At 45.1% G+C, this 25,019-nt stretch carries 24 protein-coding genes; 19 read left to right on the top strand and 5 right to left on the bottom strand.

Annotated features, from left to right (window positions below; translation table 11 throughout):
* Positions 1–189: 189 nt before the first annotated feature.
* The 15 genes from CWO08_RS06425 (at position 190) to rlmJ (ending at position 18,212) form a co-directional block, all read left to right on the top strand.
* Positions 190–960 carry an SDR family NAD(P)-dependent oxidoreductase gene (locus CWO08_RS06425; protein ID WP_102285520.1) on the top strand — a complete coding sequence of 257 codons (771 nt, stop codon included), beginning with the start codon at positions 190–192 and terminating at the stop codon, positions 958–960.
* 90 nt (positions 961–1,050) lie between these two features.
* Positions 1,051–1,596, top strand: a complete 546-nt coding sequence (locus CWO08_RS06430; RefSeq protein WP_017106464.1) for an OsmC family protein — start codon at positions 1,051–1,053, stop codon at positions 1,594–1,596.
* 278 nt (positions 1,597–1,874) lie between these two features.
* Positions 1,875–3,344, top strand: coding sequence for a S41 family peptidase (locus CWO08_RS06435; protein WP_102432145.1), 1,470 nt, complete (start codon positions 1,875–1,877; stop codon positions 3,342–3,344).
* A 321-nt stretch (positions 3,345–3,665) separates the two neighbouring features.
* Positions 3,666–4,346 (top strand): hypothetical protein, encoded by a 681-nt coding sequence (locus tag CWO08_RS06440; protein WP_102432144.1) that lies wholly within the window; start codon positions 3,666–3,668, stop codon positions 4,344–4,346.
* Positions 4,347–4,391: 45 nt separating this feature from the next.
* Positions 4,392–5,090, top strand: coding sequence for an ABC transporter ATP-binding protein (locus CWO08_RS06445; protein ID WP_102432143.1), 699 nt, complete (start codon positions 4,392–4,394; stop codon positions 5,088–5,090).
* Positions 5,078–6,367, top strand: a complete 1,290-nt coding sequence (locus tag CWO08_RS06450; protein WP_102432142.1) for an ABC transporter permease — start codon at positions 5,078–5,080, stop codon at positions 6,365–6,367. Before CWO08_RS06445 ends, CWO08_RS06450 begins: the two co-directional genes overlap by 13 nt.
* The gene (locus CWO08_RS06455) at positions 6,360–7,142 is read left to right on the top strand and encodes an outer membrane lipoprotein-sorting protein (RefSeq protein ID WP_108020127.1); all 783 of its coding nucleotides are present in this window, start codon (positions 6,360–6,362) and stop codon (positions 7,140–7,142) included. Before CWO08_RS06450 ends, CWO08_RS06455 begins: the two co-directional genes overlap by 8 nt.
* 9 nt (positions 7,143–7,151) lie before the next feature.
* A complete protein-coding gene (locus CWO08_RS06460) occupies positions 7,152–8,444 on the top strand; it encodes a hypothetical protein (RefSeq protein WP_108020128.1) in 1,293 nt (430 codons plus the stop codon).
* Positions 8,444–9,502 carry a sensor histidine kinase gene (locus CWO08_RS06465; RefSeq protein ID WP_108020129.1) on the top strand — a complete coding sequence of 353 codons (1,059 nt, stop codon included), beginning with the start codon at positions 8,444–8,446 and terminating at the stop codon, positions 9,500–9,502. Before CWO08_RS06460 ends, CWO08_RS06465 begins: the two co-directional genes overlap by 1 nt.
* 50 nt (positions 9,503–9,552) lie before the next feature.
* A complete protein-coding gene (locus CWO08_RS06470) occupies positions 9,553–10,401 on the top strand; it encodes a LytTR family DNA-binding domain-containing protein (protein ID WP_108020130.1) in 849 nt (282 codons plus the stop codon).
* Between the two features lie 199 nt (positions 10,402–10,600).
* Entirely contained in the window at positions 10,601–13,375 is a 2,775-nt protein-coding gene (locus tag CWO08_RS06475; protein WP_108020131.1) for a M16 family metallopeptidase, read from the top strand.
* 286 nt (positions 13,376–13,661) lie between these two features.
* Positions 13,662–14,126, top strand: coding sequence for a hypothetical protein (locus tag CWO08_RS06480; protein WP_048610107.1), 465 nt, complete (start codon positions 13,662–13,664; stop codon positions 14,124–14,126).
* A gap of 275 nt (positions 14,127–14,401) precedes the next feature.
* Positions 14,402–16,201, top strand: coding sequence for a protein translocase subunit SecD (gene secD / locus CWO08_RS06485; RefSeq protein WP_102432136.1), 1,800 nt, complete (start codon positions 14,402–14,404; stop codon positions 16,199–16,201).
* A gap of 2 nt (positions 16,202–16,203) precedes the next feature.
* Entirely contained in the window at positions 16,204–17,145 is a 942-nt protein-coding gene (gene secF, locus CWO08_RS06490) for a protein translocase subunit SecF (RefSeq protein WP_108020132.1), read from the top strand.
* Between the two features lie 200 nt (positions 17,146–17,345).
* The gene (gene rlmJ, locus CWO08_RS06495) at positions 17,346–18,212 is read left to right on the top strand and encodes a 23S rRNA (adenine(2030)-N(6))-methyltransferase RlmJ (protein ID WP_048660574.1); all 867 of its coding nucleotides are present in this window, start codon (positions 17,346–17,348) and stop codon (positions 18,210–18,212) included.
* A gap of 297 nt (positions 18,213–18,509) precedes the next feature.
* On the opposite strand, the gene CWO08_RS06500 is transcribed toward rlmJ, so the two are convergent.
* From CWO08_RS06500 to CWO08_RS06510, 3 genes are all read right to left on the bottom strand, one after another.
* Complete coding sequence (locus CWO08_RS06500; protein ID WP_108020133.1) at positions 18,510–19,598, bottom strand: alkene reductase; 1,089 nt, start codon at positions 19,596–19,598, stop codon at positions 18,510–18,512.
* 52 nt (positions 19,599–19,650) lie between these two features.
* Entirely contained in the window at positions 19,651–20,859 is a 1,209-nt protein-coding gene (locus CWO08_RS06505; RefSeq protein WP_102432133.1) for an MFS transporter, read from the bottom strand.
* Between the two features lie 91 nt (positions 20,860–20,950).
* Entirely contained in the window at positions 20,951–21,634 is a 684-nt protein-coding gene (locus CWO08_RS06510) for an SDR family oxidoreductase (protein WP_108020134.1), read from the bottom strand.
* Positions 21,635–21,750: 116 nt separating this feature from the next.
* Here CWO08_RS06510 and CWO08_RS06515 point away from each other — a divergent pair, with 116 nt between their 5' ends.
* From CWO08_RS06515 to CWO08_RS06530, 4 genes are all read left to right on the top strand, one after another.
* Positions 21,751–22,686, top strand: coding sequence for a LysR family transcriptional regulator (locus tag CWO08_RS06515; RefSeq protein WP_108020135.1), 936 nt, complete (start codon positions 21,751–21,753; stop codon positions 22,684–22,686).
* Between the two features lie 108 nt (positions 22,687–22,794).
* Positions 22,795–23,187 carry a GFA family protein gene (locus CWO08_RS06520; RefSeq protein ID WP_017070209.1) on the top strand — a complete coding sequence of 131 codons (393 nt, stop codon included), beginning with the start codon at positions 22,795–22,797 and terminating at the stop codon, positions 23,185–23,187.
* A gap of 29 nt (positions 23,188–23,216) precedes the next feature.
* Complete coding sequence (locus CWO08_RS06525; protein WP_061015870.1) at positions 23,217–23,702, top strand: OsmC family protein; 486 nt, start codon at positions 23,217–23,219, stop codon at positions 23,700–23,702.
* A 96-nt stretch (positions 23,703–23,798) separates the two neighbouring features.
* Entirely contained in the window at positions 23,799–24,143 is a 345-nt protein-coding gene (locus tag CWO08_RS06530) for a ribosome recycling factor family protein (protein WP_061015868.1), read from the top strand.
* 135 nt (positions 24,144–24,278) lie between these two features.
* Here the strand turns inward: CWO08_RS06530 and CWO08_RS06535 are convergent, their stop codons facing one another.
* Complete coding sequence (locus CWO08_RS06535; protein WP_017057644.1) at positions 24,279–24,518, bottom strand: RNA-binding protein; 240 nt, start codon at positions 24,516–24,518, stop codon at positions 24,279–24,281.
* 131 nt (positions 24,519–24,649) lie between these two features.
* Positions 24,650–24,913 (bottom strand): hypothetical protein, encoded by a 264-nt coding sequence (locus CWO08_RS06540; protein ID WP_017061275.1) that lies wholly within the window; start codon positions 24,911–24,913, stop codon positions 24,650–24,652.
* Positions 24,914–25,019: the final 106 nt, after the last annotated feature.

Here is a 25,019-nt window from a genome sequence, read left to right on the forward strand (position 1 = left end):
CTGATAAATATGGTTTTTTATAATAAACAACTTTATCTACCTACTGGTAGGTAGATAAAGTTGTTGACGTGAAACCGATCCGATCTTAAAGTACACCCACTGACGAGGAGATGGTCTCTACTACTCCTCCATTTTTTTGAATAAACTACCTATCTACTGATAGGTAGTTTTTAAATTAAGGATTTCATTATGTTTAACACATCTTCTATTGCACTAATTGTTGGCGGTTCTTCTGGTATGGGTAAAGCAACTGCAGAGCGACTGCTTAAGTCTGGTGTGCCTGTAATGATTCTTTCTCATGACAAACAGAATCTTGCTGAAGCAAAATTGGATCTGGAATCAACCACGAATGGTCATGTTGAAACTGCTCAGGTTGATTTATACGACCCTTCTGCTGTTCAAAGCTTTATTGAACAGTTAAATGCAGAAAAACGTCACATTGGCTACTTGGTGAATGCAGCTGGTTTCTTCAAACCTGTCGATTTCCTTGAGCATTCTGAGCAAGATTACGACCTTCAGTTAGATATGAACCGTGCTTTCTTCTTCATTACACAAGCCGTTGCGAAAAATATGAAACAACACGGCGGTGGCGCAATTGTAAATATCGGTTCTATGTGGGCACATCAAGCAATCAAAGCAACGCCTTCTTCAGCTTACTCTATGCAGAAAGCGGCACTGCATTCGCTGACAAAAAATTTGGCCATTGAACTAGGCGACCACGGTGTGCGTGTAAACGCTGTGGCTCCTGCAGTCGTGATGTCGACAATTTATAAGTCATTCATTGCTGAAGACGAGATTGAATCTGCACTACAAGGCTTTAACGATTTCCACCCAATTGGTCGCATTGGTTCTACAGACGATGTTGCTGATGCGATTGAATATCTACTATCGAATAAGTCATCTTGGGTAACGGGTACGATTCTAAATGTCGATGGCGGCGTTATGGCGGGTCGAAACTAAATTATTTGTAGCCTCTCACGTTATGTGGGAGGCACAACATGAACATTAATCATTAAAAATAAGAAATAAGAAATAATATAAGGATTCAACATGAGTAACGCACCATTAAATGGCCTTAACTTAGAAGACCTATCAGCGTACACAAAAGTAATTACTGATGATGCAACACAAGCGGTATCTGAATACGGCATTGTTGCTGAATGGAAAGGCGGTGTTCATAGCGAAATTCGTACGCTGAACCAAAAGGTCGGTGGAACAGAAATCGTTAAAGATTTTACTTTCGATGTGGGTGAACCAGAAGAGCTTCTTGGCAATAACGCATACCCTACGCCACAAGATTACCTGTTGGGCGGCATGGCTGGCTGTATGATGGTTGGATTTGTTGCAGGAGCTAGCGGCCGCGGTATTCGTTTAGAGTCCGTAAAGTTGACCATCAAAGGGGCTTTGGATCTTCGTGGGTTCTTGAATGTAGCTGAAGAAGCTCCGGTTGGTTTCGAAGAGATCCAATTTCAGTTTGAAGTTGAAGGTGATGGTACTCAAGCTGATTACGATGAAGTTATTGCCGGAGTTCAACAATTTTCTCCGAACTACCGAACAATCAGTGATGCCGTTAAAGTGTCAGCGATTGTTGCTTAATTAAACGATTTTATTTAATTAGCTAAAAATATAGAAACCCTTTTTTAATTTATGCATTGCCACTGCTTTGAGCCTATATTCACATATAGGCTCTTTTTTATTTTCAATTGTCTAAATTAGATATATTTAAATTAGGTTTGGTTAAATTTGATGATGTTAACTTATTTTATTCTAATGAATAATGTAATAAAAACAATTACATAAAACATACATATATCTACACTGTTTATCATTAACTTAATTTATCATTTTTAACTTCAGTATAGTGGAGTAATAAAATGAAAGCTCTTAAATATGCGATGACACTTGCTTTAATTCAAGGCTCCTTTGCATGTCATAGCGAACAAGTTAAAAAAGACCAGACCCATGATATTAATGGGGTTTGGTTTAGCCAACGAGACGGCGAAATTAAAGTTATCGAAAATGAGACTACAAGAACGATACAAGTGGTTAATAACACTTGTTATGAAGTGTCTAACTCTCTGAGTTATGGTACTGAGTTGAGTTATGAAGCGATAAAACAGCACGCCACTCGTCAAGGTAATCAATTGATCCTAAATATTCTTCGACCTAGACCTTTCACTTACACTTTAGTAAGTAATATCAATGATGTATGTCCTCAAGGCCTTAGCCCCTCCATGACTCGTGATGGTCATTTTGATTCTGATGCCCAATCGATGTTCGATATATATTGGCAAGATATGAAGAACCACTATGCCTTTTTTGATGAACGCAATATTGACTGGGACGAGGTTTATGATAAATATTATGATGATTTATATGGTGCTGACTATGAACAATTAATTCACGTGTTTGATGAAATACTTAGTCAATTGAAGGATGATCATAGTTCTATTTATATTCCTTCAAAAGAGCAGCAGATATGGTATAGCAATAAAACCATCTTGGAACAACAATTGGAGTTGGAAGCTGACCAGTTAGATATTCCTGAATCAGAGCAAGAAAGCTACATAGCCAGTCAGAAGAATAAAATAACACTCAATATCATGAAGTACTTGTTTGAAAATGAACAAGAAGGTTTTAAAAACCGTGCTTCTCGTGAAAGCAAGGAACATCGTCTTAACTGGGGCATCATTGATAATAAAGGCATACCGACTGGATACTTAAGAATTGGCGATTTCATGAGCTATATCGATGAAGGTTTAATCACAGGAACGCCTAAACGAAATACAGATAAAGCTCATCGTCAGTTTGAAGAATTAGTGACAAAAATTTTAACGCAGCTAAATGATACCCAGTCGTTGATTATCGATATTCGTGAAAATGAGGGTGGGCTTGATATGCAGGGCTTGTGGTTATTGCAGCACTTGATTGAAGAGCAGCAGTTAGCTTGGCATGTTAGTTCTTACTTCAAAGATGAATTCAGCCATGATGTTGATGTCATGATGACTCCAAGCAATGGTATTTCATATACAAAACCGATTGTACTTTTGACCTCTTTCGGTACGGTCAGTGCAGCAGAAACATTCGCATCGGCGATGAAAACGCTCCCTCACGTGACTATCGTAGGTGAATCAACATCAGGCGCCACCTCAGATGCGTTTGGAAGAATGCTGCCCAATGGCTGGGAGTATTCATTAAGTAATTTATATTATAAGAATCGCGACCTGGAAAACCATGAAGTCACAGGGGTGCAGCCAGATCACGTGGTTGGAAACTTTGTGTTAGAAGATCGTCATCAAGGCCGAGATGCTGCGCTCGAAAAAGCACTGTCTCTACTTTATTAAGGCTAACGAGTGCCTAATTAGACAGTCATTTGGATAGATAAAAATAGCCGCTCATTAGCGGCTATTTTTGTATGGCTTGTATAAACCCAGACAAGCCTATCGGTGGCTATGTATACTCGAGTCGTGAGTATCGTTAGCGATCTTAATCCAGATTTATTCCATTATAGAAACAAGTATTAGTTCCGTTTCTACACGTTATATTCCACTCACACCCTTTCTAAACCATTCACTCCTTACTATTACCATTCGTCGCATTGATAAAACGGCATGACAAATTCTCGTTAACCTTTCAACGTCAACATTTGAAAGGGATTAGAAATCATGACTACTTCACACTCATTTAATTCAGGCTCTACCACTTCTGTGCTTAAGCGTTCATTGCTGATTGCTCTTGTTTCACTTGCTCCCACTTTGGCGCAGGCTAATCCAAGTTCAGACGTGCTTGATATTTACAACCAAGCCGCGCAAGGCAATGAAGATCTGGTCGAGGTGGCATATGAACGCCTTAACGCCACGCTGCAACAAGACGGCGCCACGCCACTGACCTTGGTTTACCTCGGAAGCACAGAAACCCTGATGGGGCGTGATGCGTTCTTACCTTGGAACAAGATGAAGTATGTAGAAAAGGGTTTATCGACCATTGATAAATCTCTTGTTCTGCTTAAAGACGAAGACCAACCCATTCATGAGCAACCTCGTGTTCAAGGATTACCAGATTCTTACCTAACTCGCGCAATGGCTGCGGTGACTTACACCTCTCTGCCAGACATGTTTAACCATTTCGATCGTGGTTATGACTTGTTCCTCTCGTTACTCGCGGAAGATGATTTCCAACAACAGCATTTCGCTGCGACATCGTGGATTTACCGTTACGCCATTACCGCATCGATTCGTGCTGAAGACTTCGATCAAGCACAGGTGTGGCTTGAAAAAATGGAAAACACCGATGCCGGAAACATCGAGACAATGACGGCTAAAGCCTTAATAGCGAAAGCCAAATAACAGCTGCGAACGATTAAGAATGATGGGTAATCAGAGGACAACGAAATGATTGAATTTAAAGATGTCGGCAAAGCGTATGTTACGGGTGGTCAAAGCGTAAACGCACTTAAGGGAGTCGATGGCCAAATCAAACGCGGTGAAATGGTGGCCTTGTGTGGCCCTTCTGGGTCAGGGAAAAGCACACTGTTGAATATTCTTGGTTTGTTGGATATGGACTATCGAGGGCAGATCAATATTGATGGTCAACCGTATCCGACAGAGCAAATCGCTGCTGCGCGCTTTCGTCGTCAGTCGTTGGGTTTTGTGTTTCAACGCTTCAATCTGGTTCCTGTGATGACCGCGCTTGAGAACGTCGCTTACCCATTGATGTTGAACCAATGCACGAAACAAGAACAGCAAAGCAGAGCGCAAGACATGTTAGAGCGTGTTGGGCTAGGTGAATATGTACATCATCGCCCAGACAATCTTTCAGGCGGCCAGCAACAACGCGTCGCGATAGCCAGAGCGTTGATTCACAACCCAAGCTTAGTGATAGCCGATGAGCCGACCGCGAGCCTAGACAGTCACACTGCCAACCTTGTGATCGACATTATGAAAGAGCTCGGCCACGAAATGGGCACGACTTTTATTGTCGCAACGCACGACCCAAGAATGGCGCAGCGTTGTGATCGAGTGATTGAACTTATCGATGGACAACTGGCGCCACAAGTTGCAACCACGGAGGCTATCTCATGGGCAAGTTAACACAAGGGCTTAGCTCCTTTTTACTACCAACCTCGGTACGTTTGGCGTGGCTTAATCTATTAAGAAATGGTCGCCGCAGCCTGCTTTCGGTGTTGATCATCGCGATTGCGGTATTTGCATTGACCAGTGCGGGTGGCTATGGGCTTTACACCTACGAATCTTTGAGAGAATCGACCGCGCGCGATACTGGTCATCTCACCTTGAGCACGCCGGGTTATTTTGAACAAGATGAAGACATGCCGCTGAGCAATGGTCTGGATAACGTTCAAGCGCTAACCAAGAGCATTATTGGCGACAGCGACGTGCGTGGTGTGCAGCCACGAGTCTACTTCAGCGGTTTGGTTTCTAACGGAAGTAAGTCGACCATCTTTATGGGTACGGGCGTCAATGAGCGTGAGTTCGACATGAAAGGACCTTTCCTTGATGTGCGCAGCGGTCAAACTCTCTCGGATGTGAAATCGCTAAGATACGACAGCCAAGAGCCACAAGTGATGCTGGGAACTGACCTTGCTCGTAACCTCAAAGTTGCCGTTGGAGATTGGGTAACACTGCTCGCGACTACCAGTGATGGTGCTTTGAATGCCTTTGATTTTAAGGTGCAAGGTATCTACTCGACTGGTGTTCCTGAGTTGGATAAACGTCAGTTGTACGTACATATCACTACTGCTCAAGAGCTTTTAGCGTCAGACAAAGTCAGCACTTTGTCGGTATTCCTTTTTGAAACCAGTAAGACCTCGACCGTACAACAACGCATCCAATTGGCTTTAGACAGGCAAGCTAGTCAACAAGGCTCAGCCATTGAGATTACCCCATGGCAAGATCGCGCGTTTTTCTACACCAAGGTTAAAGATCTTTACGACCGGATCTTCGGCATCATGGGTGCAGTGATGGCATTGGTGGTGTTCGTATCGTTGTTCAACACCATGACCATGTCGGTGACGGAACGCACTCGTGAAATCGGCACGTTATCGGCACTCGGCAGTTACCCTTCTGAAATCGTGGCAGGCTTCTTAAAAGAGGCGGGATTGCTGGCTGTGATTGGCAGTGCGATAGGTGCGCTAGTGAGTGGCTTAATGTCGGTGTTATTGCTAGTGGTTGATATCCAAATGCCACCACCTCCGGGTCGAACCGAGGGTTACCCACTCAACATTTACTTCTCATTGGAATTGGTTGGTTATGCCACTTTAGGTGTGCTGACGATATGTTTGTTGGCTGCTTATTTCTCTGCTCGCAAAGGCGTGAATAAGCCAATCACGGAGGCGCTGGTTTATGTGTAAATTTACTCGTTCACTCACTGTTTTAGGTTCTGTATTGGTTTTGGTTCTAGCATCGGCGCCAAGCTGGGCGGTTGATTCACAACAAGTCACTGAGATGATTGCTAAGGCAGACAGCTATCGTTTGAACAGCACACAAGCGTCTAAGGTAGTGTCTTTGGTGGCGTTATATCAAGACGAGCAACTGGACAAAACCCGTGAATACAACGTCTATACAAGACCAAATCGAGAGTTGTTGGTCGTGTTCAAGTCGGCGGTCGAGGCTGGGCAGAAGATGCTGATGATTGAAGATAACTATTGGTTGTTGATGCCGAAATCTCGTCGCCCAATTCGTATCACACCGATGCAAAAACTGCTTGGTGAAGCTTCGGTCGGAGATATATCGACGCTCACTTGGAGCGAAGATTACCAAGGTGAGTGGGTTGCTGAGCAACAGGTTGAAATGCCGACTGGCGAGACACTCGATACCCATCACTTAAAGCTCGCGGCGAAAACCAAGGGTGCGAGTTATCAGTCGATTGATCTGTGGTTAACAGCAGACCGAGCGTTTCCAGTTAAAGCGGATCTGTATCTGCGTTCAGGAAAACTGGCGAAACAAGCGTGGTTTACTGAAGGCGTGCGAGATGGATTACCAACAGTAGTGTCGATGACCTTGCTCGATAAGATTCAGCCGAGTAAGAAAACTGTGATTGAGTACCGCGAAGTGATTGAACAAAGCTTGGAAGACAAATACTACAACCCTGCTTATTTATCGCGTAACAGCGTGTCTGGGCTGTAGGTGGTTGTCATGAACGCTTTGAATCGTAAGTCTCACATTAAGTATTCACCTGCTACGTTGCTTGCTTTGTCTTGCGTGAGTCACACGATTCAAGCGGACGATCTGAACCTAGCCTGGGACTGGCAACTGAGTGCTGAGGCCGTTGAATCGAGAGAGTCGCCATTTAACCCTTTCGTATCTGACAATCGCCAGTCACTCAATGGTTTGTTGGATCTTGAGGTTGGATATGGCAATTGGCTTGGCCTGTTTGCAATGAAAGCCAACGACATTTTGAGCAATGACCCACAGGGGAATGAGGCAAGCTTTGAATCGGAATTCATTGTGCGCGAGCTGTTTTGGCAAGGTGGTGTTGAACTGTCTAATTCAGCGTTCGGTGATCACTACCTTGATGTGACACTCGGTAAGGTTCGCTTAGATTGGGGCGTTGGTTATGGCTACCGACCTTTAGACATCATCAAGCCTTACCGACAAAACCCAGTGGGCATTGTCGCAGAAGAGGGCGCCGGTGTGGCTTCAGCGTCCCTGTTCGATATGACGGGCGAATGGACACTGCTTTACAGCGACTCATCATGGACTTCCCAAGACGTGAATCAGTTTGAAAAGCAGAATCAGCAACAAGGGGTTGGCTTACGTCGTTATAACTTAGTAGGCGATCACGAATATCAATGGGTCGCTTATTACGACGATGTACGCCACGGTTTGCTTGGAGCTAGCTTGGTGTCGGTATTGAACCTCGCATGGGAGTTTCACGGTTCGATGGTTTATCAGCGACAAAGCCTTGGTTACAGCCAACCCAACTCACTGCTTGAACCGGTTTATCTAGAAGAGCAGGGCGAGGCTTACCAAGCCTTAGCCGGACTGACATGGGCCAACGAGACGGGCCACAATGTGGTACTGGAATACTGGTTTGATAGCCGCGCTTGGAGTGACTCTGAGTGGCAAAGTGCTTTAGTGAATGCGGAATATTTGTCTCTTAATCCCATGACAACATCGTTGGCGGGCTCTTACGCTCAAGGTTATCAACACGCTAATTTGGTTCAACACAATCTCATGTTTCACTGGTCTTTGGACTCGGCACATGGCTGGCTTGAAGATATTACGCCTACATTTGATGTCATGCTGTCTCCACAGGACGGTGGCTTTATTGCGACGCAGTGGCTCAATTATCAGGCTTTCGATAATGGCGATTCATCGTTGGAATTGGAACTTGCTGCACGCTTTCTAGGCGGTAAAAGTGATTCTGCTTACGCCAACTTACCGGATAGTCATATGATTCTTTTAAATATCAAAGGACGATTTTAATGGACACTTCTTCAAACAGTCGCTTTTCATGGATTAAAAGCTTCGCGTTCACTACGCTATTTTGCGTTCTTATTGCAATTACAACCAATACGATTTGGGGAGGCGGGTTTACGCTCAACTTGGCCATCAGCTTCGGCTTTGGCTACAGCGCAGTTGGCTCTTCGTTTGTGTTGGTTGAACTATTCAAAAGGAAATCAAAGGCATTTGATGTAGGGGTATCAATGGTGATTGCAATGACCATTGGTACCTTGAATGCACACTATTGGTTGAACGGCTTTTTCGGCTCTAACCTTTCCGCTCTTAAGTCTGTGATGCTGCTTGGTGTGATCTTTTGTTCCGTTTGTTATTACTATTTCTACACAAGAGAGCAGCAGCTGCGTGCCGATAATGAATTAGAGGTGGCTAAGCGTCGCCAAGCTGATCAAGAAAAGGTGGTCGTACTTAGCCAGTTAAAACAGCTGCAAAGCCAAATTGAGCCGCACTTTTTGTTCAACACTCTTGCGACCATCAATGTATTGATTGAGAGTGACAGCGCCAAAGCTAAGTTGATGCTTGAAAAACTGACTGACTTGTTACGTGTGACCCTCAAGAACAGTCGTACTGAGCAATCGACTATTGCTCAAGAGGTCGATTTGCTCGACGCGTATCTTAACATCCAGAAGATACGATTAGATGAGCGTTTGACGTTCTCGATCGAAACCAACGACATTAGCGAGCAGCAAGTGATTCCACCTTTCTTGATTCAACCTTTAGTTGAGAACGCGTTAACACACGGAATTGAACCTAAGGCTACTGGTGGTGAAGTCAATATCCGAATTGTTCAGCAAGACGACCAGATGAAAATTGAAGTATCAGACAGTGGCGTGGGACTGACAGCACCGTCTATTGCGGCTGGCCATGGTGTTGGTTTGAGTAATATTCGTCAGCGTATTGATACCCTATACGGAGATAAGGCGAGCCTGACGATCACAGAGCAAGCGACTGGCGGCGTGGTGTCGACTATCTTGTTGCCGCTCATCGGCGAAACTAGCTCCGAGAATGCAGTTCTGAAACTCTAAGTACTGTTACGAAAACAGACGATTTACAGTGTGAATTTTAAGGAATAATAATGATCAACTCAGGACTAAAGCCCAGTGTGACGGCAATTATCGCAGACGATGAAGCACTGTTAAGGCATCATTTGGATAAGAGTCTTGCTGAGGTTTGGCCTGAGCTAGAGATTGTCAGCAAGGCCAAAAATGGGACAGAGGCTTTGCAGAGCATTCAGCAGCTACAACCTGATGTCGCCTTTCTTGATATTCGCATGCCAGAGCTTGATGGCATTTCGTTAGCCAAGCAATTGAACAAGCTTGCATCACCGCCGCTGGTGGTCTTTATTACGGCTTACGATGAGTATGCGGTTAAAGCTTTTGAGCACAATGCGATAGATTACCTACTCAAGCCAATCAATGAAGAGCGCCTGCTTGCTACCTGTCAGAAGATTCAAGCGCGCTTATCAAGTAATCAAACACAGTCCGGTCACATGCCAGAACAACCCGACATCGCTGCACTCATGAGTCAACTGCAGCAACTGTCACAATCGGCATCACAGCAAACGCAGCCTACTTATCTGTCGCAGAAAAAGTATCTCACGTGGCTCAAAGCCAGTGTTGGCGAAGACATTCACTTGATCGCTGTTGATGATGTGGCGTATTTCAAAGCAGAAGATAAGTACGTATCGATATTTAAGAAAGGGCAGGGCGGGCTTTTAGAGGAGTTTATTCTTCGTGTATCGCTAAAAGAGTTACTCGCTCAACTTAATCCGGATGAGTTTTGGCAGATCCATCGTTCAGTGGTGGTGAAAGTGTCGGCCATTGATAAGGTCAAAAAAGGACTATCCGGTCAGATGTCGGCGTATGTATCTGGTGAGAAGCTGCCAATCAGCCGTGCCTCACAAGCTTTGTTTAAAGGCATGTAGAGACGTTGCTTGAAGGCATGTAGTCTGTTTTTCTTACCCTTACTCCTGAACTTCTGGTTGAATATGGCTGATTTTACATGCGCAGTTGTAATTTATAAAATGACGATCCAGATCACAACTGTACTCATTTGGTTTAATATTAAATAATAATCATTAACTCAATCTGTATATTGTCGATGAATGACATTAAGAGGTTGTTATGAAAACATATTATTTAGCGGCGGCAGTATGCCTCACCTTAGTTGGCTGTAGTTCAACATCAAATATCACCGAAACCTTAATCCTGCCGGATCCGGCATGGACATCAGGCCAGCTGGAAAATGGCCTTACCTACCATGTTTATCCAGATCATGAAGAATCCGTATCTGTTCGTTTAGTCGTGCACGCGGGCTCAATTCAAGAGACTTCTCAACAAGAAGGCTATGCGCACTTCTTGGAACACATGGCATTCAATGGCAGTAAAAATTTCTCTGAAAATGATGTGATTCGCTTATTTGAAGATGCAGGCGCTAGCTTTGGCGCTGATATTAATGCTTACACCTCTTATGAAGAGACGGTATACCAGTTAGATTTGCCAGATAACGTCCAATTGCAGTCTGCCCTGACGTGGATGCGTGACATTGGTGACGGTTTGGATCTATCAAGTTCAGAAGTTGAAAAAGAGAAAGGCGTGGTTCTTGGCGAGTTTCGTATGGCTCGCCTCGATGATAAGTCGTTCCCCGAGAAATATGTTGATTACCTATTCGAAGGCAGCCCTTATGAATCGCAAGATGCGCTAGGAACTAAAGCTTCGGTTATGGCTGCCACGTCGGAAGGGCTTACCGACTTTTACCAAACTTGGTATCAACCTCAAATCGTTGAGCTAGTGGTTTCTGGTGATGTGGACCTTAAAACAGTGATCCCAATGATTGAAGAGAAATTTTCGAGCTGGGAGCGCGGTAAAACGTCAAAGCCACAAAAGCAGAATACGACTTCGTTCAATGAAGGTGACTACATTGAATATGCTGGCAGAGAAGCTCCGAGTATTTCTTTGACGTTTAACCGAGGTTTAAACACTGTTGAAACCCACGCTCAACAACATCAGCGTTGGTTGGATGAAACCACTCAGATTCTTATTCAGCAGCGTTTAGAGGCAGACTTTAATGATGCAGCGCTACCGACGCAATGGATAACGTCAGATAACATCAGGTTGGATGCTCTGCTTTATTCATCGACAAGTGTTGGCTTCCCAGCAGGCAGCCGTGATGCGGTTCAGAAAGCGTTGGTTTCTACTTTAACGTCGTTACGTGATTACGGTGTTTCTGAAGGAGAAATTGCGAGTGAGCTCCATTATTATCAAGACTCACTGGATGATATTGAGCACGACTGGGATAAAAGGGACAGTGTGGATCACGTGAACGATAAAGTGAACGCATCACTGTCTGGCGATATTGTCCAATCTCAAAAAGACTATCAGGCCAGCATGGAAGCCTTTCTTGCTAATTTAAGCCTTGAAGCGATTAATAAAAATATCAAAGAAGTCCTTTCGAGTGATTACTTTTTGATTGTCGGCATGGATGACAATGAGGATCGCACAGCGGTTCTGGCTTCTCTAGATGGATTAAAAGCTTCTTATAGTCCGCAGGGTACACAGACATTCGTAACGGCAACAGCCAGTGCATTTGCTTCGCCTGCCGTACCCGGCGAGGTTGTATTGGTAGAGCAAATGTACGCCGATCCAAATATTCAAAAGTGGACTTTAAGCAATGGTATCGACATGTGGTACCTACGTGATTCATACGCGAAAGACGATGTTGGGATAATGTACGTGAGTCTTGGCGGTAAAGCGGCGTTGGATCCGGATTTATACGCAGCTGCAAATGTGACATTACCTGTTATTGCTCGAAGTGGTGCTGGTGACTTTACGGGATCTGAGCTGAAAGCCTACTTTGATCGTGAAGGGATTTTAGTCGATTCTTTTATTTCTTCGACGCGACATGGCATTGAGTTTAATATCGAAAAAGATGGGATGAGTGACGCGTTTGCTGCGCTATATACCTTCATGGTGTCTCCTAAAGTGAATTCTGATCAGCTTGAAGCTGTGAAGCAAGAGCTAGTGCAAGATAAAGAGTCCTTCCTAAGTACGCCTATTGGTCAATTTGAACAAGCGATCAATCAAAATATTTATCGCTCGGGAAGCCGCCATCTATTCGTAAATAAAGAGCGTGTTAAAGCGGTTTCTGTTGAAGATGTCCGTGCTGTTCATCAACAATTATTTGGTCAACTAAGACACAACCAGTTGGTGGTCGTTGGTGATATCGACCCAAGTGAGTTGAAACCTCTAGTTCGTAAGTACTTAGCTTCAATTCCATTGCAAGCGGGGACGGTGCCAGACTTCAAAGTGGAGTACAAGCAACCAGCGAAACCACGTATTGATGTCGCGATCAACAACGTAAATAGTGCGGAATATATCTTACGAGTGATTCCAGAGCCGACGACGATAGAAAGTGGAGGCTGGACTGCAAAAGATGTCTTCATGGAAGACTTATTGCAACGTTTAGTCGCATCTCGTTTAGACTCTTATGTTCGTGAAGAGTTGAGTTTAGATTATTCACCTTATGCTTATGCGGCTTCGAATGATGGTGAACCGACTCATGAGTGGGTAATCGGCGCAATGATCGCGCCGGAGAACGTAGATACTGTTGAAATGGCGATTGATAGAGTGATCTCAGACCTCCTACAAGGTATTTCTGAAGACGAACTGCATTCGATAGTGAAACAGTTTGAAGCTGACTTCGTGCCACTAGAGGCAAGCTCTATCGATCAGGCGTGGTTTGTGTCTCGTTATTTATTGTATGGGTATGGATTGGAAGCCTTGGCTGATGTTGACCGAGTCGTTAAATCAATATCGGTTGAAGACATGAATGCTCTGCTCCATCACCTATTTGGCGAGAATAGCCGTAAGGTTAAGAACATCATGCGTCCTAAAGCCTAAAGCCTAAAGCTTGAAACCAGCAGAAAGAGACAACTTAAAGCCAAGCGAGTATCGCTTGGCTTTCTTGTTTTTCCACCATTCATAACGTCTATGCATCACCTGTTGTTAAGCCGTTTTAGATCTATGTAAATCTAAATTTCGAGAACGCTTAATCGGTTGCATCGAATCATTTTCTAAAAAAATGATTTTAAATCAAGACAGCGTTTCATTTGTATTGTAGATTGACGATCTACGAGAATGTTGTTTGGATATTAGATTGCTTAAACTGGGTACCCGATTAGTCTTAATGTTGTTTTTACTGAGCTTTGGCTTAGTGAATTCTAACGGCTATTCGTTTCCTTCTAAGCCATTTCAAATATACTCGGCTCAAGAGCAATCTTCACAAAACGATCTTTGTAAACAAGCCGCTACGGATAATCCGTCAAGCTACTTAGAGTGCGATAAGGCTCAGTTTGGCACTGTGCCTTCTGGTGACAGTTCTAACTATCACGACACTGAATCAAGCCTTCAAGCAGCAAACTTCAGACGTATGCTCAGTAACGAGCAAGAAAGCGTGGCCGATCTTGAACCTGCTTATCATCTACTGATCGACTTCTCTCCCCCTTCATTACTGGCTTCTCTGCTTTTCAACACACCGTTGTTGGATTCCAAGCAGCACTGGACCAGCATTGTGAGTTCTCCGTCCTCCCGGCTTGCTGGGTGGAAAGAGGGCAACATTCAATACTCGCATTTCCGAGAACTTCTTAGCTAATCGTTTGACCCTAAATTGGTTGTATCGATGGTCACTTGTGCCCGTTGAGCTCGCCAGTTAACCAAAACAAACATAGCGACATCAGTTTTAGCATCACTACCTTTCAATCAGCTTGTTCTGGTTGTGATTAGCCATCGCTCGTGTTCGCAAAATATTAGCCATACCAATCGTAGTAAATAACTGGCCATCCTAGCTGGTTAAAATGCACGATCACTGCTTTTTTCTGGTGCTATTTTTGAGCACGTATTTACGGTGATTGGTAGAAATAAGAGATCTTGACTGTGAAAAAACGCATTCCAAGAAAACAAATTAACCACTACTCAAAGTGGAAATACGTGGTACTTATCGCCACTATCATCATCATGGTTCTGAGTGCTTTACCTTCTTGGTATGGCGAGAATGCATCGGTACAAATTAACAATCGTTCTGAACAGAGTATCGACGCGAGTCAAATTACCCAATACCTTGCAAGCGAAGGCATCCAAGCCAAATCTGCATTTCAAAAAGACAACCGTTTGGTCGTGATCTTGGAAGATGCAGAACAACAGGCGAAAGCCAAAGAGGTGCTGAATGAGCGCCTATTGGATAACGCGACTGTTGCGCTAGCGATGGAGCCAGCAGCACCAAAATGGTTGACTGACATGGGCTTCGCGCCGATTCAGCTAGGCCTTGATTTACGTGGTGGTGTGCAGTTCCTGCTAGAAGTGGACATGGAACCGGTATACCACGCACAAGCGCAATCTGTGGTCGATGAGATCACCAGCCAAGTACGTTATGCACGCGGTAAAGTGGTGAACAACCAAGTTGAATTTAACTTCCGTACTGATGCAGATTTCGAGAAAGCACAAAAACTGATTCGTGAAGAGTTCCCACAATGGCAGCGTGACCGTTCAGATAAATCGCTAACGTTAACTCAGTCTGAAGAAGAGCAAAGAACGCTACGTAACCTAACGGTTCAGCAAAACCTGCAAATCATGCGCAGCCGTATTGAAGAGCTCGGCATCACTGAGGCATCGATTCAACGCCAAGGTGAAAGCCGTATCCGTATCGAACTTCCGGGTGTCCAAGACCCTGCAGCCGCGAAAGACGTGATTGGTGCTACGGCTTCGCTTGCGTTCTACTCTGTGTACGACAACGCAACGCGCAATACTCAAACTCTGAAAGATTCAGATGGTAATCGTGTAGTGGTTGCTCGCAAAGCGGTATTAAGCGGCGAACATATTATCGATGCGCGCAGTGGCATTGGTGAGATGGGCAGTGCAGAAGTAAACATCACGTTGGATTCTTCTGGTGGTAAGAAAATGTCTGAGTTTTCTCGCCATAACATCGGTAAGCCAATGGCGACCGTTTACAGCGAATACAGCCGTGACAGAGCGGGTAACAGCGAAAAAACCAGTGAAGTGATCAGTGTGGCGAACATCCAATCTCAACTGGGTAGCCGCTTCAGAATCACAGGTGCAGGCAGCATGGCAGAAGCACAAGAGCTTGCTCTACTGCTACGCGCAGGTTCATTAACAGCGCCTGTTACCATCATTGAAGAGCGTACTATTGGCCCGTCTCTGGGTGCAGAAAACGTAACTAACGGCTTTGCTGCTTTGGCGCTTGGCCTTGGTCTTACTCTAACGTTTATGGCGCTATGGTATCGTCGCCTTGGTTGGGTTGCGAACGCTGCATTGGTCGTCAACATGACCACACTATTCGGTTTGATTGCGATGCTCCCGGGTGCGGTATTAACTCTGCCGGGTATTGCGGGCTTGGTACTGACCGTCGGTATGGCGGTAGACACTAACGTGCTTATCTTCGAGCGTATTCGAGACAAAATGAAAGAAGGGCGCAGCTTTGCGAGTGCCATCGACCGTGGCTTTGATAGCGCGTTCTCTTCAATTTTCGATGCCAACGTCACTACCATGATTGTTGCCGTGGCTCTGTACACCATTGGTAATGGACCGATTCAAGGGTTCGCATTGACCCTAGGTTTGGGTCTTCTAACCAGTATGTTTACAGGTATTTTTGCGTCACGCGCGATCATCAATTTGGCTTGGGGGCGTGACCAACGCCACGATGTAAGGATTTAAGCATGAGAACTTCAACAAAAGTGACTAATTCAGAACGCTATATTTCAGACAGCAATATGACTCGCCTTCGTAAGGTGATGTCTGTGATTTCTATCGTGCTGTTCATGAGCTCTGTGATGCTGGTGGCAGTAAAAGGTTTTAACTGGGGCTTAGACTTTACTGGCGGTGTGGTTGCCGAAGTTCAGCTTTCTGACCAAGTAACCAAAGATGGTTTAAAAACAAAACTTGATGCGGCTTTCCAACAAGACGTGCAAGTTGTTGGCATGGCAGAACAAGATCGCTGGACCCTGCGTTACAGCCAATTGACGGATGCACAACAGCCTAACTTAGTGGATGCTTTGTCATCGGTGAGCGACCAAGTACAAGTGCTTAACAGCAGCGTGGTTGGGCCTCAAGTCGGTCAAGACATGGTTGACCAAGGCGGCTTGGCGGTATTGGTGTGCTTCCTAATGATCATGCTGTACCTAAGTGTACGTTTTGAATGGCGCTTGGCACTGGGTGCGCTTGCCGCGATCATCTATGACGTGACGCTTATCTTGGGCCTGTTCGCTTTTACTCAGTTTGAGTTCAACCTGACTGTATTGGCTGCCGTGTTGGCGATTTTGGGTTACTCATTGAATGACTCGATCATCATTGCCGACCGTGTTCGTGAAATGCTGCGTGGTAATCCAAACGGTGACACTGATAACCTACTTAACGAATCGGTTAAAGCGACCTTCTCACGCACCATGGTGACTTCAGGTACAACGCTAATCACCGTATCAGCGCTTTGGCTACTTGGTGGTGCGGCGCTGCAAGGTTTTGCGATTGCCTTAGTCGTAGGTATTGTCAGCGGTACGTGGTCTTCAGTGTCTGTCGGTATCACACTGCCTAAGCTACTTGGCCTACAGCCTTGTCACTACCAAGTGAAAGCGCCAGTAGAAGTTGAGGGCGAGTACCCTTAGGTTATCTATTGGTTAACAGTACGACTTAGTCAGTAACGTCAATAAGCCCTTCGTTTATAACAAAACGAGGGGCTTTATTTTTTATAAGAGTCAAACAGTTACAGAAAAGAGAGCCTATTTCAAAAAACGATGGATTGAGCAGGCAAGCCCTCATGATATGAAGTATGTTTAGATGACGTTCGTAGAAATGAGGCAAGGGAATGGAATATCGACATCAATGTCATGTAGGCGACCATGGTGATGCACTGAAGCATCCAGTCTTGAGTGCACTGGTTCAGTCATTAATGCAGCAGCATTCACGCCTCAATGTTATCGACACCCACTCTGGTACAGGGTGTTATGACCTCACCACCGCACCCAGTAATCATGCCGGTGAGTTTGCTGAAGGGGTCGGGTACTTGTGGCGAAACAAGGCTTATCTTCCTCCGGCATTTGCTTCATTTATGTCGGTTCTGGAATACTACAATCCGAATCAACATATCTCTCTTTATCCGGGTTCTGCAGCCATCACCTATCAACAAGGCCGCAGCCAAGATAGCTTCTATTTTTCAGACATTCAGCAAGACGAAGCTGACCTATTACAAACTAACATTGAGAAGTTGCAACGCGATCTCGATGTCTCAAGTAAGCTCACCATTACCGCTGGCGATGGGCTCAAAGCGCTGCCTGATGATGTAGCTAAACACGATAATCATCACCTGATTGTTATCGACCCGCCCTATGAAACCGATTCTGAATACCTTGAAGTAATTGATGCCTTAGTTAAGGCGTATCAGCAGTCTGATAAGGTATCGGCCCTGATTTGGTATCCGCTTTACACGGATGATAAGAGTTCACTGATTCTGAACCACTGCGTGACAGCGGTGAAAGATGGCTTGCTACCAAGTCCGATTAAGTCGGAGCTTCGTCTTCGAGATCCCAAGGGTGATGATCGCCTGATCGGCAGTGGTTTGTTGCTGTTCAATCCGCCACAAGGCATCGCGGGAACGGTCGCAGATACGCTCGATTATTTACACAGCCAACTCGCGACTAATGGTGAAGGCTATTGGCAAATGAGAAGCTTATAGATCTGATTTTTATGGGTTTTATGATGATTTTCTAGACGTCACTCACTAAATCACTGTTATCTATGTGGTTTAAATTGACCAAACGCTAACTTTTATCGATTGATTAATTGCAGTGAATCATTTAAAAATAGAATATCAATGCGCACAAGTGCATAATGGCTCATAAGTTAAATAATTACCCCTAATTAATATCAGATTGTGGTTTACCCCCTAAACTGCATAAGGCTCGCACTAGTCATGCGAGCCTTTCTTTTGCCTGTTGGAAAACTCAAGGCATCACTATCACTTCAAGATTCACTATAAAGCTGGATAATCGATATAGCCTTTTTCGTTGCCGCCGAACAGAGTGGCGCCATCGAGTTGTGATAGTTCGCTGCCGTTTTGTAGGCGTGAAACTAGGTCTGGGTTTGCTACGAATGGGCGACCAAATGCGACGAGGTCGGCGTAGCCTTTGCTTAATACTTCCTCAGCGCGTTGTGGTGTGTAGCTGCCAGCGACGATGATGGTGTTAGAAAATAACTCTCTTAGCTCTATTCGGAAGCTTTCCGGTATCACAGGCGCGTCATCCCAATCGGCTTCTGATAGGTGTAGATAAGCGATATTACGAGCTTGCAGTTCCTTTGACGCTTCTAGAATCGTTGGCACGATGTCTGGGCAGTTCATGTCTTTGAAGGTGATGAACGGAGCCAAACGTACGCCCACTTTGTCCGCGCCAATCGCTTCAATGACTGCATCCACGACTTCAATCAAAAAGCGAAGTCGGTTCTCGCGGCTGCCGCCATAGTTGTCGGTGCGCTTGTTTGAGTTGGTTCTTAGGAACTGGTCAATCAGGTAACCATTGCCACCGTGGATTTCCACTCCGTTGAACCCTGCCTCGACCGCTTTTTTTGCTGATTCCGCAAAATCTTGAACCACACGATCAATATCGGCTTGGGTCATCTCTCTTGGTTGGATGCAATCCACCATGTTGCCGTTACCATTCTCATCAGAGATCCAAACCTGCGTTTCTATAGGTGCCAGTGCTGAAGGTGCAATCGGCAACTCGCCTTTTTGAAAGGTAGGGTGTGATACTCGGCCTACGTGCCATAGTTGGCAGAATATCGCGGCACCTTGCTCTTTTGCTGCTGTTGTTACTGATTTCCAACCTTCGATTTGCGCATCGGTATAGACGCCGGGTGTGAATGAGTAACCTTGAGAGTCATCTGAAATTTGTGTGGCTTCAGTGATGATAAGCCCTGCACTTGCTCGTTGTTGGTAATAAGTCGCCATCATGTCGTTTGGCACGTTTCCAGGTTGGCTAGTGCGAGCGCGTGTCATGGGCGCCATAACCACACGGTTTTGCAGCTCTAGGCCTTTCAGTTCTGATGTTTCGAATAACTTGTTCATGGTATTTACCTTGTGTCGGTCATGTGTTGATTGATTTAGCGTGCGGTGGTCACTATTTCGATTCCGCAGGGCTGAAGATAGAGTCGTTTTGTGGCTTTTCAGCTCGGTTGGCTTTTGCAATAAGCAACAAACCAATCACAGGGACAACAACGGCTGCGAATGGAATCATTCCTGCGCCTAGTTGGCTGTCGAGTACCATGCCGCCTAGGAAGCCACCGAAGGCATTAGCCAAGTTAAAGGCTGAGATATTCGCGGTTGCTGCTAGCTCTTGCCCTTCGCCACCGTGGTTCATTACTCGAAGCTGCATAGCAGGAACGTTGGCAAATGATGCAATACCAAAGACAAATGAAGCTGCAACGAATAGGATTTTGTTGTCGACAACAAGGCCAACCACTACTAATGAAACGATCATCGCGATAGCCCAAAACATCGATGCTTTGCCTAAATCTTTGTCAGAAGAGCGTCCGCCCAAGGTGTTACCGATGATTAAGCCGACACCAACAATCACTAAGATCCAAGTGACTGATTCTTGACCGTAACCTGTGATGTGCATGGCGATAGGCGCAAGGTAGCCGTAAAGCGTCATGAAGCCAGACCAAGCAAAAGCGGTGATCGCCAAGCTGATGAGAAGCATTGGATTTTTGAATGCCAACAGCTGAGTTTTGATGTCTTTCGCTTCGCTGTGACCTGAAGATTTTATTGACGTTAAGATTGAAATCATGGCGATGGTGCCAAGTGCAGCCACGGTAAAGAAAGTGGTGTGCCAACCGAATTGCAAGCTTACCCAAGTACCTGCGGGAACCCCAAGAACGTTAGCGAGCGTTAAGCCAGCGAACATCTGACCAACAGCACGACCAGCCATTTTCTCAGACACTAAATTGGTCGCGACAACTGCACCTATGCCATAGAAAGGACCTTGCACTAAGCCTGCAATAACGCGGCTTGCAAGTAGAAGTGGGTAGCTAGGAGCTAAGGCTGACAAGATATTGCCGATGATGAACAAAGCCATTAAGCCAATCAGTACCATCTTCTTGTTAAAACGTGCGAGGTAGATGGTTAAGATCGGGCCACCAATAACGATAGCCAATGCGTAAGCACTGATTAGGTATCCGGCTTGACCTTCGGTGATCGAAAGGGATGTGGCAATTTGTGGAAGGATGCCTGCAATAACAAACTCAGCGGTGCCGATGGCAAAAGCTGCGAGTGTCAGTATCCAAACTTGGAATGGGATCTTTTCTTTATGGATCGCTTCTGATTTCATAGTGAAGTACCTGTGTTAATTCTTGTTTGTTAGGACGTTTACATACACGCCCTAACGATTGTTCTTTGCTTCTTTGCTTCTTTGCGAAGTGTTAGCCGAGTAGAGCACCGCCATCGATGTCGATGACTGACCCCGTTACGTATGGGTTGTTGATCGCGAATAGATAGCCCATTGCGATATCTTTAGCCTCTCCGACTTTGCCTGCAGGTAGGTTGTTTTTCGCGTTGTCGTACATGGTTGAGCGAGCTGAATCGTCCATGTTTTTGTAAGCCTCGGTCATGGTAAGGCCGGGGCTGACTGCGTTGACTCGAATCGGTGATAGTTCTTTGGCAAGCACCTTAGTTACGCTCTCTAGCGCGGCATTAATCGCGGTTTTTACGTAAGTACCAGCAACCACTTTGCGTGACAGCATGCCCGTGGTTAGTGTGATTGAGCCGTTTGGAGTCATGTAACGTGCGGCGTGCTTGGCTACGTTTAAGCTTCCCCAAAACTTGGTATCAAATGCTGCTTTTGCGTCTGCGATAGCAACGTCTGTCACTTTTCCTGCGGGAGCGTATGACCCCGCGGTTATCACCAAGTGATCAAAGGCACCAATCGATTCGAAGTATTCACAAACCGATTTCTCATTGCTGATATCAACGCCGGTGTGTCGGCTGGCAATGTGTACTGTGTTGTCTTCGTTTCTCAATTGCATTGCTAATGCTTTGCCGATACCTGATGTTCCACCAATGATGACGAATGTGTGCTTTTCTTGGTTTGTAAGTTCGTTGTTCATGTTCTGAATTCCTGCGTGTTCTGCTGATGGTTGTCATTATATTTATTCGACTAAATTTGATAATTGGTTAAAATATGAAATCATTATTCGGATTAACTGAATAGCAGGAGAGGTGAATGGACAAGTTTTCAGATATGGCGATGTTCGTGAGCATTGTTAAGCATCGCGGGTTAGCTGCGGCGGGGCGAGAGTTAGGGCTTTCTCCTGCGACCATGACAGCAAGGCTTCAGGCGTTGGAAGAGCGATATGGTGTGAAACTGCTGAACCGAAGCACAAGACATGTGTCTTTAACTGACTCTGGGGAGCTGTATCACAAGGCGTGTCTGGAGATATTGGATAATGTCAGCGAGGCTGAAAACCTGATTCAAAATGGCGTCAAAGAAGTTAAAGGCCCACTAAAGATTGCGGCACCTAAAGACATCGGAAAGCAGTACATCCTTCCTATTTTGTCGGAATTTTGTCAGCAGTATCCAGACGTTATTCCCTACCTGTATTTGAACGATAACCTATCGAATATCGCCGAATCAGGCATGGACATCGTGATCCGCTACGGTGAATTGGTTGATAGTAGTTTGATCTCTAGACGCTTATCACCAAGCCGACGAGTGCTATGTGCGTCCCCAGAATATCTCGCCAAACACGGCACGCCGATCAAGCCACAAGATTTGGTTGAACATGACTGTTTGGCTATGCTGCGCAGCAATGAAGAACTTAAAACATGGCACTTTCAAGATCATGATATGAAGAAGGCTGTGACGGTTGTACCGAAGCGATTTTCAGACGATGGTGAAGTGATTCGATACTGGGCATTGCAAGGAGAAGGGATTGCGTTGAAGTCGGTACTCGATGTGCAAGATGACATCAATAACCAACGCCTTGTTACCCTGCTTAATGGCTACATGAAGAACTTTAACACCTCGACCTCTGTATCAAGCGCAGACTTGAATGTGGTGTACATCAGCAAGAAATATCAGCCGAAACGTATCCGACTCTTCTTAGATTATCTTCTTGAGAACTTTAGTGGTTTGGTCGAGAGATCAGACAAAAAGTAGACGCTTACCTACGTATGACGGATCTCTCGAACTCAGCGCCCGCTTACGGACAGAGATCATCGATCTGGTTATGATATCTGCAACATAAGGACGTGATTGGAGAGAGAAATGAAAGTCGTCGGTAACACGGTTATCCAACCTTTTCACAAAGCCACCTGCCACTGTGGTGCAGTTGAACTAGAACTCAGCCTACCCAACGGAATAGAAAAGCCGCGTCGATGTGATTGTTCTATCTGTCGTCGTAGAGGCGCGATTGTTGGCTCTGTTGCGCTTGATGGCATCAAGATCCTCAAAGGTGCAGAGCATCTCAAGCTTTATCAATTCAATACCAACACCGCGAAGCATTACTTCTGCTCAAACTGCGGTATCTATACCCATCATCAACGTCGCTCTAGCCCAAATGAATATGGGTTCAATATTGGTTGTTTAGAAGGGGTGAACCCTTTTGATATTGGAGATGTGGTGACCAATGATGGTGTCAATCATCCTGCTGATCGTTAATTTATTGAGCATTAAAAAGGGAAAGGATTATGTCTGAATATGGAGCGATCATTCGCTGGCAAAAATCAGAAGATGAAGCCTTTAGCGACAATCAATATAGCCGGGGCCATACATGGGAGTTTGATGGTGGCGTTATTGTACCTGCGTCGTCATCGCCTCATGTTGTGCCATTGCCACTCTCTGTTGAAGAGAATGTTGATCCAGAAGAAGCGTTTATTGCAGCACTTTCTAGCTGCCATATGCTGACTTTTTTGGGCATTGCTGCTAAACAAAAGTACGTAATTGAGTCTTACGTTGATGATGCGATAGGTGTACTTGAGGAAGATGAATCAGGCCGCTCATCGGTAACTAAGGTGACTCTGCGACCTGACATTGTGTTCTCAGGCACTAAGGTGCCAACCGCCAAACAACTCGACAAACTGCATCATTTTGCGCACAAAAACTGTTTTATCGCGAACTCGGTCAAGACAGAAATTGTGATAAGAACTGAGATCGTGCCAGAAATCATAGGGTAATCTTTCGTTACGCTTTGTTGTATAAGCTAGGGTGAACAATTATTTGCTGCGGTTGGTATAATACTGAGCCCAAGTGTCGAGTTTCTTATATAGGTTATGTTTAGCGTCCCTTTAAATAGTTTTGTTCATCGTGTGAGTGATAAAGGCCAAGTCATGGCTAATGCAGCTGAATGTGGATGTCAGTTGAAACGAGTTCGCCGTTCACGTAATTGGTTGCTGGTCGCTCAAGAAGATCAACTCGTTGAATTTAAAACGATGTTAACCCACGAAAAAGATGGTTGGATCGTCATTGCGATAGACAAAGTATTGCCTAAACCTGTGGTGTGTTTGGCTTCGCTGCTAGCGGCAACACCCTCGATGACGGTCGCTCAGCTGGTGATGGAGTCTGGATGTTCAATGGCAGAAGCAAGACGTGCCATTGATGAACACGAAGGACTCTAGGCGTATTCGAATAGTGTGAAAAGAGAATTGCAAGCAGCAAAAAGCCCGTAACGATATTGCGCTGGAAAACGTAATATCGTTACGGGCTTTATCATCTGTGCTGCTAAGCTATGCGGCTTATAAAGCGTGACTCGATTAAGAGTTAGCCACTTTTACACGAATCGTGTTTTTGCCAAGCTTAGTCATGTTCAGCTTGTTTAGTGCCGCTTTCGCTTCTTCGTGCTCTGGCATTTCAACAAAAGCAAAGCCTTTTGAGTCGCCAGTTTCTTGGTCTAAAACTAGGCTGCACTCTTTTACTGAACCGAACTCAGAAAATAGCACACGGATGTCTTGCTCAGAAGTAGAGCGCGATAGGTTACGAACTAGAAGTTTCATAATAAACCTTGAATATGAATTTACGCTGGGCATTGTCGCACATTTTTGTGCTCACCCTGACATAATAATTTAAGATCACGCTTGCTTGGTTTTACTACGCAGAGCCAGCGCTTTTGAGTAATCAAACGTGATTATTCGTCGTCGAACTGTTTGATCGTGAACGCGTCTTCGATTCGGTTAAGCTCTTCTTGTTCTTTTACTCGCTTCTCTTCTTGAAGAGTCGCTCTCGTTTCGTTGAAACGTTTTTTCTCGGACTTAGTCAGGAATTTTACAGCTTTTTTGTTGGTCAGTGCGTAAGCAACTACGTCTTCACCTTTTTCTCTGCGGTCGTTTACGCGTTGTGAGAAACGTTCATTGTCGCGAGCTTTACGCTCCGCTGAGGTCAACTTGCTCATGCTTTAAAGCCTTTTCAATTATTCATGGTAGGGAATCTACGCTTAGCGAAACAAATGGGGACTGCTTAGTGTGAGTCTAGCCCATTTGCGTGCTGGTGGCGCATCT

The organism is Vibrio sp. 10N.286.48.B8, assembly GCF_003050085.1.
Classification (GTDB): Bacteria; Pseudomonadota; Gammaproteobacteria; order Enterobacterales; family Vibrionaceae; genus Vibrio; species Vibrio crassostreae.

What these genes read in the sequence shown, in the direction of transcription:
- CWO08_RS06525 (WP_061015870.1), top strand. Translation starts at nt 23,217, where the DNA reads ATGTCTGAATATGGAGCGATCATTCGCTGGCAAAAATCAGAAGATGAA.
- CWO08_RS06520 (WP_017070209.1), top strand. Translation starts at nt 22,795, where the DNA reads ATGAAAGTCGTCGGTAACACGGTTATCCAACCTTTTCACAAAGCCACC.
- secF (WP_108020132.1), top strand. Translation starts at nt 16,204, where the DNA reads ATGAGAACTTCAACAAAAGTGACTAATTCAGAACGCTATATTTCAGAC.
- CWO08_RS06425 (WP_102285520.1), top strand. Translation starts at nt 190, where the DNA reads ATGTTTAACACATCTTCTATTGCACTAATTGTTGGCGGTTCTTCTGGT.
- CWO08_RS06455 (WP_108020127.1), top strand. Translation starts at nt 6,360, where the DNA reads ATGTGTAAATTTACTCGTTCACTCACTGTTTTAGGTTCTGTATTGGTT.
- CWO08_RS06540 (WP_017061275.1), bottom strand. Translation starts at nt 24,913, where the DNA reads ATGAGCAAGTTGACCTCAGCGGAGCGTAAAGCTCGCGACAATGAACGT.
- CWO08_RS06465 (WP_108020129.1), top strand. Translation starts at nt 8,444, where the DNA reads ATGGACACTTCTTCAAACAGTCGCTTTTCATGGATTAAAAGCTTCGCG.
- CWO08_RS06510 (WP_108020134.1), bottom strand. Translation starts at nt 21,634, where the DNA reads ATGAACAACGAACTTACAAACCAAGAAAAGCACACATTCGTCATCATT.
- CWO08_RS06500 (WP_108020133.1), bottom strand. Translation starts at nt 19,598, where the DNA reads ATGAACAAGTTATTCGAAACATCAGAACTGAAAGGCCTAGAGCTGCAA.
- CWO08_RS06435 (WP_102432145.1), top strand. Translation starts at nt 1,875, where the DNA reads ATGAAAGCTCTTAAATATGCGATGACACTTGCTTTAATTCAAGGCTCC.
- CWO08_RS06480 (WP_048610107.1), top strand. Translation starts at nt 13,662, where the DNA reads ATGTTGTTTTTACTGAGCTTTGGCTTAGTGAATTCTAACGGCTATTCG.
- CWO08_RS06450 (WP_102432142.1), top strand. Translation starts at nt 5,078, where the DNA reads ATGGGCAAGTTAACACAAGGGCTTAGCTCCTTTTTACTACCAACCTCG.
- CWO08_RS06445 (WP_102432143.1), top strand. Translation starts at nt 4,392, where the DNA reads ATGATTGAATTTAAAGATGTCGGCAAAGCGTATGTTACGGGTGGTCAA.
- rlmJ (WP_048660574.1), top strand. Translation starts at nt 17,346, where the DNA reads ATGGAATATCGACATCAATGTCATGTAGGCGACCATGGTGATGCACTG.
- CWO08_RS06515 (WP_108020135.1), top strand. Translation starts at nt 21,751, where the DNA reads ATGGACAAGTTTTCAGATATGGCGATGTTCGTGAGCATTGTTAAGCAT.
- CWO08_RS06430 (WP_017106464.1), top strand. Translation starts at nt 1,051, where the DNA reads ATGAGTAACGCACCATTAAATGGCCTTAACTTAGAAGACCTATCAGCG.
- CWO08_RS06535 (WP_017057644.1), bottom strand. Translation starts at nt 24,518, where the DNA reads ATGAAACTTCTAGTTCGTAACCTATCGCGCTCTACTTCTGAGCAAGAC.
- CWO08_RS06460 (WP_108020128.1), top strand. Translation starts at nt 7,152, where the DNA reads ATGAACGCTTTGAATCGTAAGTCTCACATTAAGTATTCACCTGCTACG.
- CWO08_RS06470 (WP_108020130.1), top strand. Translation starts at nt 9,553, where the DNA reads ATGATCAACTCAGGACTAAAGCCCAGTGTGACGGCAATTATCGCAGAC.
- CWO08_RS06505 (WP_102432133.1), bottom strand. Translation starts at nt 20,859, where the DNA reads ATGAAATCAGAAGCGATCCATAAAGAAAAGATCCCATTCCAAGTTTGG.
- CWO08_RS06440 (WP_102432144.1), top strand. Translation starts at nt 3,666, where the DNA reads ATGACTACTTCACACTCATTTAATTCAGGCTCTACCACTTCTGTGCTT.
- CWO08_RS06475 (WP_108020131.1), top strand. Translation starts at nt 10,601, where the DNA reads ATGAAAACATATTATTTAGCGGCGGCAGTATGCCTCACCTTAGTTGGC.
- CWO08_RS06530 (WP_061015868.1), top strand. Translation starts at nt 23,799, where the DNA reads ATGTTTAGCGTCCCTTTAAATAGTTTTGTTCATCGTGTGAGTGATAAA.